Source organism: Candidatus Baltobacteraceae bacterium (assembly GCA_036489885.1).
GTDB lineage: Bacteria > Vulcanimicrobiota > Vulcanimicrobiia > Vulcanimicrobiales > Vulcanimicrobiaceae > JAFAMS01.
Genome location: DASXEW010000003.1, coordinates 1,025,685 through 1,042,667, shown reverse-complemented (window position 1 = coordinate 1,042,667; position 16,983 = coordinate 1,025,685). Strand labels below are relative to the sequence as shown.

18 protein-coding genes are annotated in these 16,983 nt (G+C 61.2%); 14 read left to right on the top strand and 4 right to left on the bottom strand.

What is annotated here, in order from left to right; translation table 11 throughout:
• Positions 1-2 precede the first annotated feature (2 nt).
• Genes VGG22_10950 through VGG22_10920 form a run of 7 tightly spaced genes read left to right on the top strand, consistent with a single transcriptional unit; the run spans position 3 to position 5,576 of the window.
• Complete coding sequence (locus tag VGG22_10950) at positions 3-953, top strand: thiamine pyrophosphate-dependent dehydrogenase E1 component subunit alpha (GenBank protein HEY1728883.1); 951 nt, start codon at positions 3-5, stop codon at positions 951-953.
• Positions 950-1,942 (top strand): alpha-ketoacid dehydrogenase subunit beta, encoded by a 993-nt coding sequence (locus VGG22_10945; GenBank protein HEY1728882.1) that lies wholly within the window; start codon positions 950-952, stop codon positions 1,940-1,942. The genes VGG22_10950 and VGG22_10945 overlap by 4 nt, the downstream gene beginning before the upstream one ends.
• Positions 1,930-2,163, top strand: coding sequence for a biotin/lipoyl-containing protein (locus VGG22_10940; protein ID HEY1728881.1), 234 nt, complete (start codon positions 1,930-1,932; stop codon positions 2,161-2,163). The genes VGG22_10945 and VGG22_10940 overlap by 13 nt, the downstream gene beginning before the upstream one ends.
• Positions 2,164-2,928, top strand: a complete 765-nt coding sequence (locus VGG22_10935; protein HEY1728880.1) for an ABC transporter permease — start codon at positions 2,164-2,166, stop codon at positions 2,926-2,928.
• Positions 2,925-3,686: an ABC transporter permease gene (locus VGG22_10930; protein HEY1728879.1), complete on the top strand. Its 762-nt coding sequence runs from the start codon at positions 2,925-2,927 to the stop codon at positions 3,684-3,686. Before VGG22_10935 ends, VGG22_10930 begins: the two co-directional genes overlap by 4 nt.
• 52 nt (positions 3,687-3,738) lie before the next feature.
• Positions 3,739-4,800 (top strand): ABC transporter substrate-binding protein, encoded by a 1,062-nt coding sequence (locus tag VGG22_10925; protein HEY1728878.1) that lies wholly within the window; start codon positions 3,739-3,741, stop codon positions 4,798-4,800.
• The gene (locus tag VGG22_10920; GenBank protein ID HEY1728877.1) at positions 4,797-5,576 is read left to right on the top strand and encodes an ABC transporter ATP-binding protein; all 780 of its coding nucleotides are present in this window, start codon (positions 4,797-4,799) and stop codon (positions 5,574-5,576) included. Before VGG22_10925 ends, VGG22_10920 begins: the two co-directional genes overlap by 4 nt.
• Here VGG22_10920 and VGG22_10915 read toward each other — a convergent pair.
• Positions 5,573-6,322 carry an SDR family oxidoreductase gene (locus VGG22_10915; GenBank protein ID HEY1728876.1) on the bottom strand — a complete coding sequence of 250 codons (750 nt, stop codon included), beginning with the start codon at positions 6,320-6,322 and terminating at the stop codon, positions 5,573-5,575. The genes VGG22_10920 and VGG22_10915 overlap by 4 nt on opposite strands.
• A 29-nt stretch (positions 6,323-6,351) precedes the next feature.
• Between VGG22_10915 and VGG22_10910 the strand changes: the two genes are divergently transcribed.
• The gene (locus VGG22_10910) at positions 6,352-6,828 is read left to right on the top strand and encodes an EVE domain-containing protein (GenBank protein HEY1728875.1); all 477 of its coding nucleotides are present in this window, start codon (positions 6,352-6,354) and stop codon (positions 6,826-6,828) included.
• Here the strand turns inward: VGG22_10910 and ppk1 are convergent.
• Positions 6,761-8,884 (bottom strand): polyphosphate kinase 1, encoded by a 2,124-nt coding sequence (gene ppk1, locus VGG22_10905; protein ID HEY1728874.1) that lies wholly within the window; start codon positions 8,882-8,884, stop codon positions 6,761-6,763. The genes VGG22_10910 and ppk1 overlap by 68 nt on opposite strands.
• Positions 8,885-8,903: 19 nt before the next feature.
• On the opposite strand from ppk1, the gene VGG22_10900 reads away from it, so the two are divergent.
• Genes VGG22_10900 through VGG22_10880 form a run of 5 tightly spaced genes read left to right on the top strand, consistent with a single transcriptional unit; the run spans position 8,904 to position 13,804 of the window.
• Positions 8,904-9,518 carry an ABC transporter permease gene (locus tag VGG22_10900; GenBank protein ID HEY1728873.1) on the top strand — a complete coding sequence of 205 codons (615 nt, stop codon included), beginning with the start codon at positions 8,904-8,906 and terminating at the stop codon, positions 9,516-9,518.
• Entirely contained in the window at positions 9,515-10,408 is an 894-nt protein-coding gene (locus VGG22_10895; GenBank protein HEY1728872.1) for a glycine betaine ABC transporter substrate-binding protein, read from the top strand. Before VGG22_10900 ends, VGG22_10895 begins: the two co-directional genes overlap by 4 nt.
• Positions 10,405-11,358 carry an ABC transporter ATP-binding protein gene (locus VGG22_10890; protein ID HEY1728871.1) on the top strand — a complete coding sequence of 318 codons (954 nt, stop codon included), beginning with the start codon at positions 10,405-10,407 and terminating at the stop codon, positions 11,356-11,358. The genes VGG22_10895 and VGG22_10890 overlap by 4 nt, the downstream gene beginning before the upstream one ends.
• Positions 11,355-11,966, top strand: a complete 612-nt coding sequence (locus tag VGG22_10885; GenBank protein ID HEY1728870.1) for an ABC transporter permease — start codon at positions 11,355-11,357, stop codon at positions 11,964-11,966. Before VGG22_10890 ends, VGG22_10885 begins: the two co-directional genes overlap by 4 nt.
• A 59-nt stretch (positions 11,967-12,025) precedes the next feature.
• Entirely contained in the window at positions 12,026-13,804 is a 1,779-nt protein-coding gene (locus tag VGG22_10880; protein HEY1728869.1) for a DEAD/DEAH box helicase, read from the top strand.
• Here VGG22_10880 and egtD read toward each other — a convergent pair.
• A complete protein-coding gene (gene egtD, locus VGG22_10875) occupies positions 13,782-14,777 on the bottom strand; it encodes an L-histidine N(alpha)-methyltransferase (protein ID HEY1728868.1) in 996 nt (331 codons plus the stop codon). The genes VGG22_10880 and egtD overlap by 23 nt on opposite strands.
• A 103-nt stretch (positions 14,778-14,880) precedes the next feature.
• Here egtD and VGG22_10870 point away from each other — a divergent pair, with 103 nt between their 5' ends.
• On the top strand, positions 14,881-15,570 hold the full coding sequence (locus VGG22_10870) for a dienelactone hydrolase family protein (GenBank protein ID HEY1728867.1): 690 nt from the start codon (positions 14,881-14,883) through the stop codon (positions 15,568-15,570).
• On the opposite strand, the gene VGG22_10865 is transcribed toward VGG22_10870, so the two are convergent.
• A complete protein-coding gene (locus VGG22_10865) occupies positions 15,551-16,966 on the bottom strand; it encodes an amino acid permease (protein ID HEY1728866.1) in 1,416 nt (471 codons plus the stop codon). The genes VGG22_10870 and VGG22_10865 overlap by 20 nt on opposite strands.
• Between the last annotated feature and the right edge of the window lie 17 nt (positions 16,967-16,983).

Below are 16,983 nucleotides of genomic sequence, written 5' to 3'. Positions count from 1 at the left end.
GCATGAAAACGGAAGTGTTGCTCGCGCGTTTCAAGATGATGCTCTTGATGCGCCGCTTCGATGAGACGGTCGACCGGCTTTACGCCGCCGGGAAATTGTATGGAACGATCCATCTCTACATCGGACAGGAAGCGATCGGCGCCGGAATCTGCGGCGAGCTGCAGCACGGTGACGTGATCGCGTCGACGCATCGCGGACACGGGCACAACGTTGCGATGGGAAGCGATCCGGGCGCGATGATGGCCGAGCTGCTGGGGCGTGTGACGGGATTGTGCCATGGATTCGGCGGCTCGATGCACATCGCCGATCAGAAGCTGGGGAATCTGGGCGCGAATGGGATCGTGGGGGGCGGCGTACCGCTCGCGACGGGTGCGGCGCTTTCGTTCAAGATTCGCGAGCTGCCGTACGTGGCCGTATCGTTCATGGGTGACGGCGCACCGAACGAAGGCTGCGTGCACGAGTCGCTCAACATCGCCGCGATTTGGAAATTGCCGATCGTTTTCGTGATCGAGAACAACCAGTACGGCATGAGCGCGCCCGTCAAAGACACCTACGCGATCGAACGCCTTTCTGAACGGGCGGTCGCCTACGGAATGCCGGGCGAAAGCATCGACGGACAAGATATTTTCAAAGTCGTCGAGGCCGCACGCCGTGCGATCGATCGCGCGCGCTCGGGCGGCGGACCGACTCTGCTCGAGATGATAACCTACCGCTACAAAGGGCATTCGCGCAACGATCCGGCGCGCTATCGCCCAGCCGGAGAGCTGGATGCGTGGAAGGCACGCGATCCGATCGAAATCGTGCGTGCTCGTCTGTTGCAAGATGGCGCGAGCGAAGCACGCCTCGCCGAGATCACCGCGGAAGCCGAGGCGGCGATCACCGCAGCCGTCGCATTCGGCGAAGCCGGTCCGTTCCCCGATCCGAAAGACGTCCTCCCGAAGGTATATGCATGATCCAGACGACGACGGCCGAGACACTCTTCGGCAAAGCACTCAACTGGACGATCGCAACCGCCATGGAGACCGATCCGAACGTCTTCATCATCGGCGAAGACATCGGTCAATTCGGCGGCGCCTTCGGCATAACGAAAGGGCTGGTCGAGAAATTCGGCAAGCCGCGCGTCCTCGATACGCCGATCTCCGAAGCGGGGCTCGTCGGCGTCGGCGTCGGCGCGGCGATGATGGGGATGCGTCCGATCGTCGAGATTCAGTTCTCGGATTTTCTGGTCAACGCGATGGATCAGATCGTGAACCAAGCTGCGAAAGTGCATTTCATGTTCGGCGGCAACGTCAACGTCCCGATTGTCATTCGCACGCCGTTCGGCGGCGGCGTAGGTCTCGCAGCGCAACACTCACAATCACTCGAAGCCTGGTTCTATCACGTGCCGGGACTCAAAGTCGTCGCGCCCTCGACGCCCGATGATGCACGCGGATTACTGTTCGCATCGATCGACGATCCGAATCCCGTCATCTTCTTCGAACACAAGCTGCTTTATTCGGTCAAGGGCCCGATGCACGAATCGATCGAGCGCATTCCGCTGGGCAAAGCCGTCGTTAGGCGTCCTGGCAAAGACGCGACGGTCGTCTCCTATTCGTTCGCGATGCATAAGACGCTCGAAGCCGCAGAGAAGCTCGCAGCAAGCGGCATCGATCTCGAAGTGATCGACCTTCGTACGCTGTATCCCCTCGATATCGGGACGGTGATCGCATCGGTCGAACGGACCGGACGTCTCGCCGTCTCGCATGAAGCCGTCGTTCGCGGCGGCATCGGCGGCGACATCATCGCACAAGTTTGCGGGAGCAAAGCATTCTCGAAGTTGAAAGGGCCCGTCTTGCGCATCGGCGCGAAAGAATCGCCGGTACCGTATAGTCCACCGCTCGAGTCGTACGTACTGCCGTCAGTCGAGCACATCGAATCGGAGCTGCGTGCGTGGTTGAAGTGATAATGCCGAAAATGGGTGCAACGATGACCGAAGGAACCGTTGCAACATGGCGGGTCCAACCCGGACAAAGCGTCGCGGTCGGCGACGTCTTGTGCGAAGTCGAGACCGACAAAGCCAGCGTCGACGTCGAATCCGAGCACGCGGGAACCGTTGACGCATTGCTCGTCAATGAAGGCCAGACAGTTGCAATCGGCGTCCCGATAGCGCGTCTCGCTACCTAATTGACGAAACGCGCCCTTGCCGGCCTGGTCACGATGCTCATCGTCGTGGCGCTGTGGTTTGCGACGACGCAAGTCGCGCACCTCGTCTCACCGGGACGATTTCCGAGCCCGCTCGACGTCTACAAGGCGGCGGTGCAGATCGGAACGCCGCCGGGTTACGCGGGAGCGACGCTCGCGCACCACGTCATCATCAGCCTCGAGCTCGTCTTCTTCGGATTTCTGGCTGCAACCGTAACGGGCGTCCCGCTGGGTCTTGGTATGGGACTCGACCGGCGTTTCGAAGCATTCGTCAATCCGATTTTTCTTGCAATCCGGCCGATACCGCCGCTCGCATGGATTCCGCTCGCCGTCGTGTGGTTCGGTCTCGGAATTCAAGCCAAGATTTTCGTCGTGTGGTTTGCGGCCTTCGTTCCTGCGTTGATCAACACGTACACCGGCGTGCGCACGGTCGATAACACGCTGATAGACGCCGCACGCGTCCATGGTGCGAGCCACTACCGCATCATTCGCGAAGTCGTCATACCAGCTTCGCTTCCGCACATCTTCACGGGCTTGCGGCTCTCGCTACAAGCCTCGTGGACGACGCTGATCGCAGCCGAGCTTGTCGGCGCCGTCGCCGGTATCGGTCACGTCCTGATCGTCGCGTCGCTCGACATCTATCCCGGGATGATCTTGTACGGGATGGCCTGGGTCGCGTTGCTCGGCGCAATCATGACGCTGGTCCTCGGACGTCTGGAACGGGTTGCAATGCCGTGGTTGCGATGAGATCGCGTTACGCTCCCTACTCGATTGCCGGTGTCGTGCTCTTCGTTGGTGCCTGGTGGCTGCTCGCAGCGAGCGGACGCATCAACCCGATCATCTTGCCGGGTCCGGCCGACGTGGTTCGTACGTTCGCTAGCCTGACGCAACACAGGTTTGCCGGCTACACGATCCAAGCGCATCTGGCGTCGAGCCTGCTGCGTTTTCTCGACGGATTCGTGCTGGCCGCCGTCGTCGGGGTTCCGCTTGGACTTGCGATGGGCTGGTTTCGCTGGCTCGACTACATCGTCTCGCCGCTCTTCGAAGCAGTTCGCTTCGTTGCCCCGATTGCGTGGGTTCCGTTTGCCGCGTTGTGGTTCGGGACCGGAATCGGCGGCCCGGTGCTGATCATCTTCGCAGGCGCATTTCCACCTTGCTTGATCAACGCGTATCGCGGAGCGCGCTACGTCGACCGTCACTTGATCGAAGCCGCGCAAACGCTGGGCGCCGATGACCGGCGCATTATCTTCGAAGTGCTGCTCCCCGCATCGTTGCCCTCGATCGTGGCGGGTTTGCGAGTCAGCGCCGGTCTCGGTTGGCAATCGCTTATCGGCGCCGAGCTGATCGTCGTCTCGGCCGGCGTCGGCTATCTCATGGTTCAGGGTCAGAGCAATTTGAATACAGCCGTCGTGATGTCCGGGATGATCGCGATCGGAATCATCGGCATCATCATCGACGTTGCGCTGCGCTCGCTCGAACGTCTCGTGGCGCGCGGGCGGACATAGCCGGCCGACTGCGAATTTCGACCTCACAAATCGGACAAAGAGGGGTCGTTTAATGCACCAGCGCTTTCTTGTCTTACTAGCGTTCGCGTTGCTCGGATCGACTGCACTGTTCGCAGTCAACGCCGGTGCGCGCGCAGACGCACCGCAACCGATCAACATCAGCTATCAGCCCACGAATTACTGGGCACTTCCGTTCTATCTCGCAACGCAAAAAGGTTGGTGGGAAAAGGTTGGTCTCAAGCCGAGCTTCAGCACCTTCCCCGCAGGCGCGCCACAAGTCGCGGCAGCAGCCGCAGGCTCGTGGGACGTCGGCTCGACCGGATCCGTTCCGGCCGTCCTCGGCGCCGCACGCTACGACATCTTAACGATCGGAATATCCAACGACGAGTCGGCGACGAACGCGCTGATGGTCACCGACGCAAAGTCGGGTCAGTATTCGAAAACGCCGAAAGACGTCAAGGGTCAGCAAATTCTGCTGACCGCAAACTCAACCGGCGAGTATGCTGTCGTCGCGTGCTTGCACAAATACGGCATGAGTGAAAGCGACGTAACGCCCGTCAACATGGGACAAGCGCAGATTCTTTCAGCGCTCACGAGCGGAAGTGCGAATCTCGGCGCGCTTTGGGCTCCGAACATCTACACGTTTGAAGAGAAGTTGCACGGCAAGCTCTTCTGCTCGGGGAAGGATGCAAACACGGTGATCCCGGGTGCGCTGATCGCGCGTAGCGCGTATGCCAAAGAGCATCCCGATATGGTCGCAAAGTTTCTGGCTGTGTACGAGCACTCCATTCGTTGGGAGCGCGCACACCCTGCCGAGGCGCAGCAAGCCTTGATTGCAGCCGACAAAGAAGGCGGCACCGAGATCACGGCCGCGTCGGCGAAAGCCGAGATGGACTTGCGTCCGATCTACGATCTCTCGCAGCAGCTGCGCGCCATGCATCGCTCCGGCGGTCAATCGGATGCCGACAAGTGGTTCGACGGCATCATCACGTTCATGAAAGACAAAGGCTCGATCCAAGCCGCACCCGACACTCGCTCGTTCATCACCGATCAATACATGCAAATGGTGCAGAACGATCCCAAGCTGCGGGCGTTCGCGAACAGCAGCGATTGAGCGACATCGTTTTCCAGGGCGTCGGCCGCGTCTTCGATCAAAACGCGAGCGCGGTCGTCGCCCTTGATGCGATCGACTTCACGATCCGGGATCGTGAGTTCGTTGCGGTCGTGGGTCCGTCGGGATGCGGCAAGACGACGCTGTTGCGGATGGCTGCTGGTCTCGATTTCCCAACGCGGGGTACCGTTCGCGTCGGCGGCGAGGTCGTGCGCGGCCCGGGACCCGATCGCACGCTCGTCTTTCAGCAATTTGCACTCTTTCCGTGGAAAACGGTCCGGCAGAATATCGAGTTCGGATTGATTTGCGCGCACAAAAGCCGTGACGAGCGCGATGCGGCCGTTAAACGCTATGTCGAGCTCATGGGACTCGAAGGACGCGAGGATGCCTTCCCGCATCAGCTATCAGGCGGAATGCAGCAACGCGTCGCGATCGCGCGCAGCTACGTGCTCGATCCGGACGTTCTCTTGATGGATGAGCCCTTTGGTGCGCTCGATGCGCAAACGCGCGTCGTCATGCAGGAAGAGCTCATCAAGCTCGCGCGCGTCAGTCCGCGTACGGTCATGTTCATCACGCACAGCGTTGAAGAGGCAGTCTACCTCGCGGATCGCGTTGCGGTCATGACCAAACGGCCCGGACGCATTCGCGAAGTCATTGATATCGCCGAGATCCGTTCACGCGAGCGTTGGAGCGAAAGGCACGTCGAAGAGACGATGGACCTCGAATCCTTCGTTCACTTGCGGACGTCGATCTGGAAGTTGCTACGCGAGACGGCTTAGCGGCCGCCTCCAATAGCTAAGATCGAGCCCGTCACGTAGGACGCTGCGGGCGACAGCAGCCAGATGATGCCCTCGGCAATCTCTTGCGCTGTCCCGGCGCGATGCATCGGAATCTGCGGTGCGACTTTCTTGAGACGATCGGGCGCGCCGTTGCGCGCGTGAATTTCCGTGTCGACGAATCCGGGTGCAACCGCATTGACGCGAATCCCGTCCGCTGCGACTTCGCGCGAAAGACCGATCGTAAAAGTGTCAACCGCGGCTTTCGTCGCCGCGTAGTGGACGTAATCTCCCGAACCGCCATATTTCGCCGCAAGCGACGACACGTTAACGATGGCGCCGCCGGTTCCGCCGCGTTTCGTCGACATGCGACGTACCGCTTCGCGTCCGCACAAAAACACGCCGATGACGTTGACGTCGAAGACGCGCTCGAGCGCCGCAAGCTTGATATCCTCGACCTTCGAAAATCCGCCCGTGATGCCCGCATTGTTGACGAGCCCGCGCAGCGACCCAAATTGCTTGCTGGCCGTATCGAAGATGCGCTTGACGTCGTCCTCGCGCGCAACGTCTCCGCCGACTGCGATGGCTTGACCCCCGCCGGCCGCGATCTCGCGGACCACGCCCTCGGCCGCGGCGCGATCCTCGGCGTAGGTGACCGTAATCGCGTAGCCCCGCTTGGCGGCGAGCTTGCAAACGGCGGCACCTATTCCACGGCTACCCCCCGTGACGATCAGGGACTCTAGCGGCACATTCGATCCTTTCCGAGAAATACGCCGGCGTGCGATACTGGCTTTTCAAGAGCGAGCCCAGCGAGTACTCGTGGGAGCGTTTGCTGCGCGAGGGCAAGACCGTATGGAGCGGCGTTCGTAGTTTTCAAGCCCGCAACAATATGATGGAAATGAAGCTCGGAGACCTTGGCTTTTTCTATCACAGTTCGATTGCTGTGCCACAGGTCGCCGGCATCGTCAAAGTCATTCGCGAGGCTTTTCCAGATTCAACCGCATGGGACAAGAGGAGCGACTACTACGACCCTCGCTCGACCGAGAAGAAACCCCTTTGGCAGATGGTCGAGGTCGCGCCGGAGGCCGACATTCCGCGACCGGTCACGCTCGCGGAGATGCGCGCCGCGCCACGGCTCGCCTACATGCCGCTGCTACAAAAGGGGCAGCGGCTCTCGGTTCAGCCCGTCAGCCCGCAAGAATGGGAGACGATTCTTTTGCTTGCGCGCGCTCCAGAAATAGGCGCTGGGAGTTGACCGGCGCTTCGCCCGCACGCGGCTGACGGCGTACGTACGTGCCGTCGGCGCGTAGTATTCGCGACTTCTGATTGTCGGCGGCAAACGTCGCCCAAATCTCATCGCAAATCGTAGCTTGAATCGTCTGATCCAGAACCGGCACGATCGTCTCGACGCGACGATCGAGATTACGGCCCATTAAATCGGCGCTGCCGATGTAGACTTCGCGATTGCCGGCATTCTCGAAGATATAGATGCGCGAGTGCTCGAGAAAGCGCCCGACGATGCTCTGGACGCTGATTGTTTCGCTGACGCCGGGAAGGCCCGGACGAAGCTTGCACATTCCGCGCACGTTCAGCTGAATAGGTACCCCGGCTTGTGAAGCGCGATAGAGCTCGGCGACCATACGCTCGTCAGTGAGCGAATTGATCTTGGCGCGAATCCCGCTCGGGCGTCCGGCAAGCGCGTGTTCGCGCTCGCGATCGATCATCGCCGAGAACTCTTTGCGTAGAGCAACCGGTGCGACCAGCAATTCATCGTACGTGTCGACCTTCGAGAAGCCGGTCAGCGAATTGAACAGCTCCGTCGCATCTCCACCCAGCTCCGGGCGGCACGTGAAAAGCGAAAGGTCGGCGTACAGCCGCCCGGTTCGCTCGTTGTAGTTACCGGTGCCGAAGTGCATGTAGCGCCGCAGGCCGTCGGGCTCGCTGCGCACGACGAGCGTAACTTTGCCGTGCGTCTTCAACCCCGCGAAACCATACACAACGTGCGCGCCAACGCGCTCCAGGTGCCGTGCCCAGTTGATGTTGTTCTCTTCATCGAAGCGCGCTTTGAGCTCGATCAGCACCGCAACTTGCTTACCGTTTTCTGCGGCTTGCATTAGGGCGGTGACTATCGGCGAGTTACTGCCCGAGGTCCGGTAGAGTGTCATCTTGATCGCGAGCACTTGCGGATCGTCCGCAGCTTCGCGCACGAAATGGACGACCGGCTCGAACGAGTCGTAGGGGTGATGCAAAAGGATGTCGCCTTCGCGCATTACCGCGAAGATGTCCGGATTGTCGATGAAACGACGCGGTATCGACGGCGTAAACGGCTCGTAGTGCAGGTTTGGGATCTCGATGCCGGAGAGCGACATCAAATCCGAAAGTCCGAGGAGTCCCTCGCACTTGTAGAGATCTTGCTCTTCGAGCTGCAGTGCTTCGAGCAACCGTTCGATCAAATGCGGCGGCATGTCGGCTGAGACTTCCAAGCGCACCGGCTCGCCGAAACGGCGGCGGCGCAGCTCGGATTCGATCGCGCGCAGCAAATCGTCGGCTTCATCTTCCTGCAAATCGAGATCGGCATCGCGCGTGACGCGGAAGAGATGCGACGCGCTCACGATCATGCCGGGGAAGAGATCGTCGAGATTGTAGGCGATCACATCTTCGAGCGTGACGAACCAGTGCTCGCCTTCGGGCGCACCCTCGACCGGGATGAAGCGCGGGAGACTCGGCGGGACTTTCACACGCGCGAAATGGAGCAGCTCGCCTTCGTCGGTGTGTTCGATCATCTCGACGGCAAGCGAAAGCGACAGGTTCGAAATGTACGGGAATGGATGTCCGGAGTCGACCGCGAGCGGCGTTAGAACCGGATAGACGCGCTCCTCGAAAAGCACGCGCAGCGCAGAGCGTTGATCGGCATTGAGCTCCCCGATCCGCAGAACTCGGATACCGTATCCCGCCATCTCCGGCAAAATCATCTCTTGTAGACACGCCGTTTGGCGTTTGAGCGCGACCCGCAGCTTCTCCGAGATTGCAGCCAGCGTTTCAGCCGGCGTTAACCCGTCATCGGAGCGCCGTATGACCTCGGCTTCGACTTGCTGCTTGAGCGCCGCAACCCGAATCATGAAAAACTCATCCAGGTTAGTAGTGCAGATCGCGATGAACTTCAAGCGTTCCAGCAACGGGTTCGTGCGATCGAACGCCTCTTCGAGGACGCGATTGTTGAACTCCAACCACGACAGCTCGCGATTGATATACAGCGATGGATGATCGAGCGGCGGTGCTTCGACCGCAACAGCGATCGTCTGCGATGCCATAGAAGTAAGCCTTCTCCGAATGAACGCGGACCTCTTTGGGCCCGACTACTGGGTCCACGTACGAACCCACGTCGCCCTGGCGGCTTCCGCCTTGGCTATGGCGGCTATCATCGCCCTTCCGCTCGGTGCCACTATCGCGCGCACAAACCTGATCCGCCCTGCGGTCCTAGGGGTTGTTAACACATTTCGCGTTGTCCCGAGCCTTGCAATTTTGATGTTAATGCTGCCCTTAATGGGGCTCGGTTTCGGCCCGGCGCTCGTCGCGCTCGTCGTGCTCGCGATCCCGCCGATCGTCGTGAACACCGACCTCGCGTTGCGCGGCGTTCCATTTGCGCTCGTCGATGCGGCGCGCGGGATGGGTATGACACGCTTCGAGCTCGCGAGGCGCGTCGAGTGGCCGCTTGCGTTTCCGGTTGCGTTCGCGGGTATTCGCACCGCAAGCGTCGAGGTGATCGCAAGCGCAACGCTTGCCGCATTCATCGGTGGAGGCGGTCTCGGTGAATACATTACGGCCGGTCTGTCGACAGACGACACGACGCAGTTGCTGCTCGGGTCGCTTTCGGTTGCCGTGCTCGCGCTCGGCGTCGACGTTGCGCTCACCGCGATTGCGCGTAAGATAACGGTACGAACGTGAGTCTTCTGACGCGCGCGAATCTTTTGCGCGCAGGCGGAAAATTTGCCGCGATGAGTGTCCTCGGATGCGCGCGGCGCGACATGGTCCGCGTTGGTTGGAAGAACTTCTCGGAAGAACTTTTTCTCGGCGAGCTGTATGCGCAGCTGCTCGAAAAAGCCGGCCTGCACGTCGAGCGCAAACCCTACCTTGGCTCGACCCAGATCGCAATGGAGGCGATGCGTCGCGGCGAGATCGATCTCTATCCCGAATACACCGGAACTGCGCTCCTCGTCGTTTTGAAATTGCCGCTGGCTGTGGATCCGCATGCCGTCTACGCGACCGTGAAGCGCGAATACGAACAGCGTTACGCGATCACGTGGCTCGACCCGTCGCCCTTCAATGATTCGCAAGCGCTCGCTTCGACGCGCGACGTGGCGCAACGCTTGGCGCTGCGGACGCTTTCCGATGTGAGCCGCGCGGCGCCGCAATTGCGAATCGCCGTCACCGCGGAGTTTCTGAACCGCCCCGATGGTTTACCCGGTCTTCGTCGCGCGTATGGCGGCTTCGCGTTCAAACAAATCGTCCAGGTCGACATCGGTCTTCGCTATCAAGCCTTGCTCGATCGGCGCGCGGACATCGCGGTCGCCTTCTCGACCGACGGCGAAATCGCCGAATACGATCTGACCGTCTTCGCGGACGACAAGCACGCTTTTCCGCCCTACCAGGCGGCGCCGATCGTCCGAGATGCGGCGCTCGGGAAATATCCGTCGATTGCGCCGGCGCTCAATAAGATCGCACCCCTGCTCGACGACGCAACGATTCGCGGCGTCAATTTCGCAATCAACGGCCCGAAAAAACTCGAACCCGCGGACGTCGTACACGACTTCTTGCAGAAGCATCAGCTCGCGTGAAGAGCGCGAGCCTCGAGCTGCGGGGCGTCGGCGTCCGCTATTCCGGAGGACAGCGCGACGCGGTCACGAGCATCGATCTCAAGGTCGCGCCGGGTGAATTCTTGGTGTTTCTCGGCGCATCGGGTTCGGGGAAGAGCACGCTGTTGCGCACGATCAACCGGCTCGTCGTTCCGAGCGCCGGAAGCGTTTTCATCGACGGAGTGGACGCTGCGTCGCGACCGGCACCCGAGCTGCGACGCGGCATCGGTTACGTGATTCAAGCCGTCGGATTGCTTCCGCATCTGAGCGTCGGAGGAAACATCGCGATCGTGCCGGAGCTCTTAGGTTGGGAAAAGGCGCGCATCGCTGCGCGCATCGACGAGCTGCTCAAAATGGTGCGGCTCGATCGTTCGTATCGCACGCGACTGCCGCGCGAGCTTTCGGGCGGCGAGCAGCAGCGCGTCGGCGTTGCGCGCGCGCTTGCCGCAGAGCCGCCGCTCCTGTTAATGGATGAGCCGTTCGGTGCGCTCGACGCGATCGTCCGCTCCGAGCTCGGTGCGGAGATGCTGCGGATACATCGCGATCTCGGCACGACGATCGTCTTCGTCACCCACGACATCGATGAAGCCTTACGGCTCGCCGACCGGATCGCTGTTTTTCACGACGGACGTCTGCTGCAAGTCGACGTACCGCTCCGTTTGCTCACGCATCCCGCGGATCCGTACGTCGCGGAGTTAACCGACGCGTCGGACGTGCTGCGGCGCCTCAGCGTAATGCGCGTGGCAGACGCCGCAACCGCCGAGGTACCGGCGGGTGTCGAGGAGACTGCACCCCGCGTCGACGCCCGGTCGACGTTGCGCGACGCTCTCGGGCAGATGTTGCTCGCCGGCGAACCGCTTCTCGTCGTCGAGGACGGACGCGCGCGCGGTGTTCTGCGATTCGCGACGATCGCCGCGGCCTTACGACAATGAACTGGCTGGCGACGCACCCGTTCGAGCTCGCGGAGCTCCTCGAACAGCACCTTGCGATTGTCGGCACCGCGCTCCTCGCGGCGCTGGTAATAGCGCTCCCGCTCGGCTACTTGGCGGCCCGCCGTCCGGCGGCCACAGGACCGATTTATGGCATCTTTGGCGCAATCTATACAATCCCGAGCCTCGCGCTTTTGGCGCTCTTGGTACCCGTCCTGGGCCTGGGTTTCTGGACGGCCGTCGTTGCTTTGGCTGCGTACGCGCAGATGATTCTGATCCGGAATACCGCCGCAGGCTTTGGGGGAATTGATCCCGCCCAACTGGAGGCCGCAGCGGGACTTGGGATGACCCGTGCGCAACAATTATGGCGCGTCGAATTGCCGCTCGCCCTCCCCGTTATCCTCGGGGGCGTGCGGATCGCGACGGTAGCGCTCATCGCTATAGCGAGCGTCGCGGCATGGATCAATGCCGGGGGGCTCGGGGTGCTGTTCTTCGACGGCATTCATCGAAACGATGTGCAGAAGATCGTCGCGGGCAGCATTGCGTCGGCTGTATTGGCAGTCATCGCGGATGCGCTTTTGCGTGGTATCGAACGCGTTGTGCGTACTTAACCGGCGAAGCCAGTAACTCGAAAACCTCGGAGACACTTACGGAAACGATGATGTTCCGCTTGCGCCCGTATCAACGGGATGCGCAAGAGGCTATCCTTCGCGAACGCGATCTCGGCGTGCGCTCGCAGATGATTGTCTGTGCGACCGGGCTCGGCAAGACGATCATCATTGCGACGCTGCCGGAGCTGCTCGGTTTGCGCGACAATGACGTAACGCTCGTGATCGCTCATCGCGATGAGCTGATCGAGCAAACCGTCGAGAAAATGAAGTTCCTCAATCCCGATCGCAAAGTCGGGATCGAGAAAGCCGCGAAACGCGCGGGCGAAGACTGCCAGATCATCGTCGCCACCGTGCAGAGCCTCACCGGCAAACGGCTCGAAGAATTCATGCGCCGTTTCGGCGGCCGCATCGGACTCTTCGTCATCGACGAAGCGCATCACGCGGCGGCGCCGACGTATCGCGCGATCGTCACCGCTATCCGCTGGCGTCGCGACGACGCAATGATCATGGGCTTTACGGCAACGCCGCGGCGCGCCGACAAAGTCGGGCTTGGCGATATCTTCCAAAAAATCGTGTACTCGATGGACACGGCCGAAGCAGTTGAGGCCGGTTACCTCGTCCCGGTGCACGCGTTCATGATTCATACGCAGACGAGTCTCGATCAGGTCAACTCGCGGGCCGGCGACTTCGTGGTCGGCGAGCTGGCCGACGCCGTCGACAACCCGGAACGCAACGGGCAGGTCATCGACGCGTATCTCGAGCGCGTTCCCGAACGCAAAGCGCTCGTCTTCGCGGCATCGGTACAGCATGCACGCAATTTGCGCGATGCGTTCAAGGCCCGCGGGATCGAGGCGCTCTTTGCGAGCGGCGACACGCCGCCGGATGAACGCGCGAAAGTCGTCTCCGATTTCCGCAAAGGCAAAGCCAGCGTGCTCGTCAACTGCGGCCTCTACCTCGAAGGCTTCGACGTGCCATCGATCGAGACAATCATCAACGCGCGTCCGACCAAGAGCCAGACGCTGTACACGCAGATCACCGGACGCGGCTTACGGCCGGTCGACGAAATCGCGAACGTTCTCTCCGATGCGCCTGATCCCGAGCTGCGCCGCACGCTGATCCGCCAAAGCCACAAACAGTTTGCAACGGTCCTCGACATCGTCGACATCGCGCGCCGGCACGAGCTGATCACGGCGCCGACGCTGTGGGGATTGCCCGCACAGATCGATATCGAAGGCCGCAACGTCGGCGAAGTCTCGCGCCTCTACGACAAGCTCGTCGGCCTCGATCCCAAGATTGCAGCACGCGTACGAACCGCGGGCGCGATCGAGCAAGCCGTCCAAGATCTCGAAGCCTCAGCCATCACGCGCGCCAATCTCTCGACATGGCAGCCGATCGGTGAAAATCATTGGCGTATCTCGCTACCTCCCAAGCGAATCGCACGCGACCGGACCGGCAAGTTGATCCCCGACTTCGCGCAAGAATTTGCCAAGCTCGTGACCGAGGCCAAGCGCATCAATCCGAACGGTGACGCCGACGGTTTTGCGCTACGCGTACTCAACGTCGACAAGCGCTCGATCCGCGAGGAGGGCGCGACGATCGACGTACGCGCGCGCGGTGACGTGTTCGTTGCGACGGTCGCAGTCGGCGACGAGCCCTCGCGCGATCTCGCCACGGGAGCAACGCTCGTCGACGCAATCGGAAAAGCCGACGCGCGCGTTGCGAGCGGCGACATCTACGAAACAGTCGGCCGGCGTCCGAAACGCCGCGGCGGTACAACCGGTGGGCAACGGCGACGACGGCATCGCCGAACGCCGGTTATGCGACGGAGAGCAAGCTAAGGGCGTAGTCGATCCCCGAATCAAACCAGCAGCGCACGAGACGGTAGCCTGAGGATTCGGCGATTCGGCTAATACTTTCCGGATCGTACTTGTATGACGATTCGGTGTGGATCGATTCAAACTCCGCGAATCCGACTTGCATGTCGAGATCGCGAATGCGCACGTTCTGGGCGGAGGTCGCAATCAAGAACATGTCGACCGCGCCGCGGACGGGATCGTAGTGCGCGTCGTGCTCGAAGGCTCGCAGATCGAAGTTGCCACCCAGCTCGCGGTTGATGCGGCCGAGCACGTTCTTGTTGAATGCTGCAGTCACGCCGGCCGGATCGTCGTAGGCAAGCTCCAGACGATCGATCGACTTCTTGAGGTCGGTGCCGAGCAGCAACGCGTCGCCCGGTTTGAGCGTCCGCCGCAAGGCTTGCAGTAACGCGCTGGCTTCCTGAGGTTCGAAATTACCGATGTTCGACCCCAAGAATAACGCCATCGTCCGCCCGTGCGAGCGCAGCTTCTGGCCCTCGAGCAGATCGAAATAGTCGCCGGCAAAGGCTTCAACGGAAAGACTCGGATACTCGTCGATGAGTGATTGGGCGCTTGCGTTCAGCGCCGCAGAAGAGATGTCGATCGGTGAATAGCGCAAGATCCGTTGCCGCTCGAGCACCGCTTCGATCAGATAGCGCGTCTTCGTTGCGCTGCCGGAACCGAGCTCGAGCAGCTCGATCGGCGTCCCCATTTCATCGATGATGTCTCCTGCGTATCTTGCGAGCAGCTCGCTCTCCGCGCGCGTCAGATAATATTCGGGGAGATGCGTGATCGCCTCGAACAGAGACGAACCCAAATCGTCATAAAACGACTTCGGGGGGAGTCGCTTGGGCAACGCGCGTAGTCCGCGACGCACGTCGTCGGCAAACGTCGTGCCGCGACCACGCTTGACGTCATCGTGCACGACCAATCGCTGAGTAACCAGAGCCGTCGTCATGTGCGTTCTAATCGTGGACTCCTTACCCGGTCCCGAAGTCACTGAAAACCCTGGGAGGTGCTAATTGCGCACCAGCAACTTATCGATCCCCCTCGAGGGCTCGATGATGCCTTCTTACCTCTCTCGCCCGGAATCGGTTGCACCGGCCCCCGCCGTGATCGTCCTGCAAGAGATCTTCGGCGTGAACACCGAGATGCGCCGCATCACCGACCTCGTTGCATCGGCCGGCTACGTCGGCCTTGCGATCAACTACTATCACCGGACCGACCCCGAGCTCAACTGTGCCTATGACGATGAAGGCGTCGCCAAAGGCCGCGGGGCTGCCTCAAAAGTCACACGTCAAACTATCGAATCGGACCTCAACGCCGCTATGGACTGGCTGAATGCTCAGGATTTCGTGCGCTTCAACCGCATCGCGACCTGGGGTTTTTGCTTCGGCGGATCGATGGCATTCTTCAGCTCGATGTTACGCGGAATATCGGGCGGCATCGTTTTCTACGGCGGTCAAGTCGGCAAACCGCTGATGAGCGGCGGGGCGCCGTTGATCGAGGAAGCCGAGCGCGTGAAAGCGCCGCTGCTGATGTGCTATGGCGGCAAAGATCAGGGCATTCCGCCCGACGAAGTCGAGCGTATCGAGAGCGGCTTACGCGCGCACAAGAAACGCTTCACGCTCAAAGTCTATCCGGATGAAGGTCACGGCTTCTTCCGTCAGTCCTCGAAAGAGCTAGACAATCCCGATCTGGGGGACGCGTGGTCGCGCGTTCAGGAATTTCTTAAGGCGTCGTTGTGGTAGTGCGGGCCAGCGTTGAGCGCCGATAGCCGTACACCGCGTAGATCACCGCGCCTACCGCGAACCACACGATAAAGCGCAGCCACGTATCGCCGCCTAAGCCGAACAGTGCAAGAGCGGTGCACAACAGCGCACCGAGAATTGCGACCGCCATTCCGAACGGCGCACGGAATGGCCGGTTCGCATTCGGCTGCGTTACTCGCAGGACGCCGACGCCGACGCAGACGATCGCAAAGGCCGAGAGCGTCCCAATGTTGACGAGCGCGAGCAACACGTCGAGCGGAATCGCAGCCGCCATGATCGCGACGATGATACCGGTCGTCATCGTCGTGAACACCGGCGTGCGCGTGCGCGGGTGAAGCTTTGCGACGATCGGCGGTAATAGCCCATCGCGCGACATGACGAAAAAAATGCGGGCCTGACCCAGCAGCGACGTCAAGATGACCGTCGTCGTTCCGGCAATCGCGCCGGCCGCGACCGCCGCGAGGACGATCGGATTCCCGCCCGCGTGTCGCGCCGCATCGAGCATCCCCGAGCCGGCGTCGATCGTCTTCCACGGGACGAGCCCAACGCACACGACGGCGATCGCAAGATAGAGAATCACCCCGACGACGAGTGACCCGATGATTCCGAAGGGCAAATCGCGTGCCGGCTCGCGGCACTCCTCAGAGGCGACCGTCACGGTATCGAAACCAATGTACGCGAAGAACACGAGCGCCGCAGACGTAACGATCCCTTTTACGCCAAGCGGCGCGAACGGAATGAAGAGCTGTCCGCGGATCGCTCCGATGCAGGCCAAAACGAAGACGACGATTGCGCCGATTTGCAGCCACACCATCGCGCTATTCGTCGACGACGATTCTTTGATGCCAATCGCGAGCAAAATCGAGATTCCGAGCACGATCGCAAACGCTAACACGTCGACGCTCGAACCGCCGGATGAAAGATGCGCGGTACGTGCCCATACCGGCAACGTGACTCCGAAACCGCCGAGGACGTTTTGAGCGTACGACGACCACGACGACGCCACGGGCGCCGCGCTGATCCCGTACTCGAGGATCAGATCCCAGCCGATGATCCACGCGACGATCTCACCCAGCGTCGCGTACGCGTACGTGTACGCGCTGCCCGCGACGGGGACCATGCACGCAAGCTCCGAGTAGCAGAGCGCGACGAACAAGCACGCCAGTCCCGAGAGGACGAACGAGCCGATCACGCCCGGCCCCGCAGCGTTCGCGCCGGCGCCGATCGTCGTGAAGATTCCGCCCAGCATCGTTCCCAGGCCAATGCCGATCAAGCCCGGTTTGCCCAACACGCGGCGCAGCGTGACACCTTGAGTTTCGGTCCGCGCTCGTTCGAGCGGCATCGTCATGAAGAGCCGGCGAAAGACGCGGTTCATGCGCGTCGAACGTTCAT

What these genes read in the sequence shown, in the direction of transcription:
- VGG22_10950 (HEY1728883.1), top strand. Translation starts at nt 3, where the DNA reads ATGAAAACGGAAGTGTTGCTCGCGCGTTTCAAGATGATGCTCTTGATG.
- VGG22_10945 (HEY1728882.1), top strand. Translation starts at nt 950, where the DNA reads ATGATCCAGACGACGACGGCCGAGACACTCTTCGGCAAAGCACTCAAC.
- VGG22_10930 (HEY1728879.1), top strand. Translation starts at nt 2,925, where the DNA reads ATGAGATCGCGTTACGCTCCCTACTCGATTGCCGGTGTCGTGCTCTTC.
- VGG22_10925 (HEY1728878.1), top strand. Translation starts at nt 3,739, where the DNA reads ATGCACCAGCGCTTTCTTGTCTTACTAGCGTTCGCGTTGCTCGGATCG.
- ppk1 (HEY1728874.1), bottom strand. Translation starts at nt 8,884, where the DNA reads ATGGCATCGCAGACGATCGCTGTTGCGGTCGAAGCACCGCCGCTCGAT.
- VGG22_10900 (HEY1728873.1), top strand. Translation starts at nt 8,904, where the DNA reads ATGAACGCGGACCTCTTTGGGCCCGACTACTGGGTCCACGTACGAACC.
- VGG22_10885 (HEY1728870.1), top strand. Translation starts at nt 11,355, where the DNA reads ATGAACTGGCTGGCGACGCACCCGTTCGAGCTCGCGGAGCTCCTCGAA.
- egtD (HEY1728868.1), bottom strand. Translation starts at nt 14,777, where the DNA reads ATGACGACGGCTCTGGTTACTCAGCGATTGGTCGTGCACGATGACGTC.
- VGG22_10870 (HEY1728867.1), top strand. Translation starts at nt 14,881, where the DNA reads ATGATGCCTTCTTACCTCTCTCGCCCGGAATCGGTTGCACCGGCCCCC.
- VGG22_10865 (HEY1728866.1), bottom strand. Translation starts at nt 16,966, where the DNA reads ATGAACCGCGTCTTTCGCCGGCTCTTCATGACGATGCCGCTCGAACGA.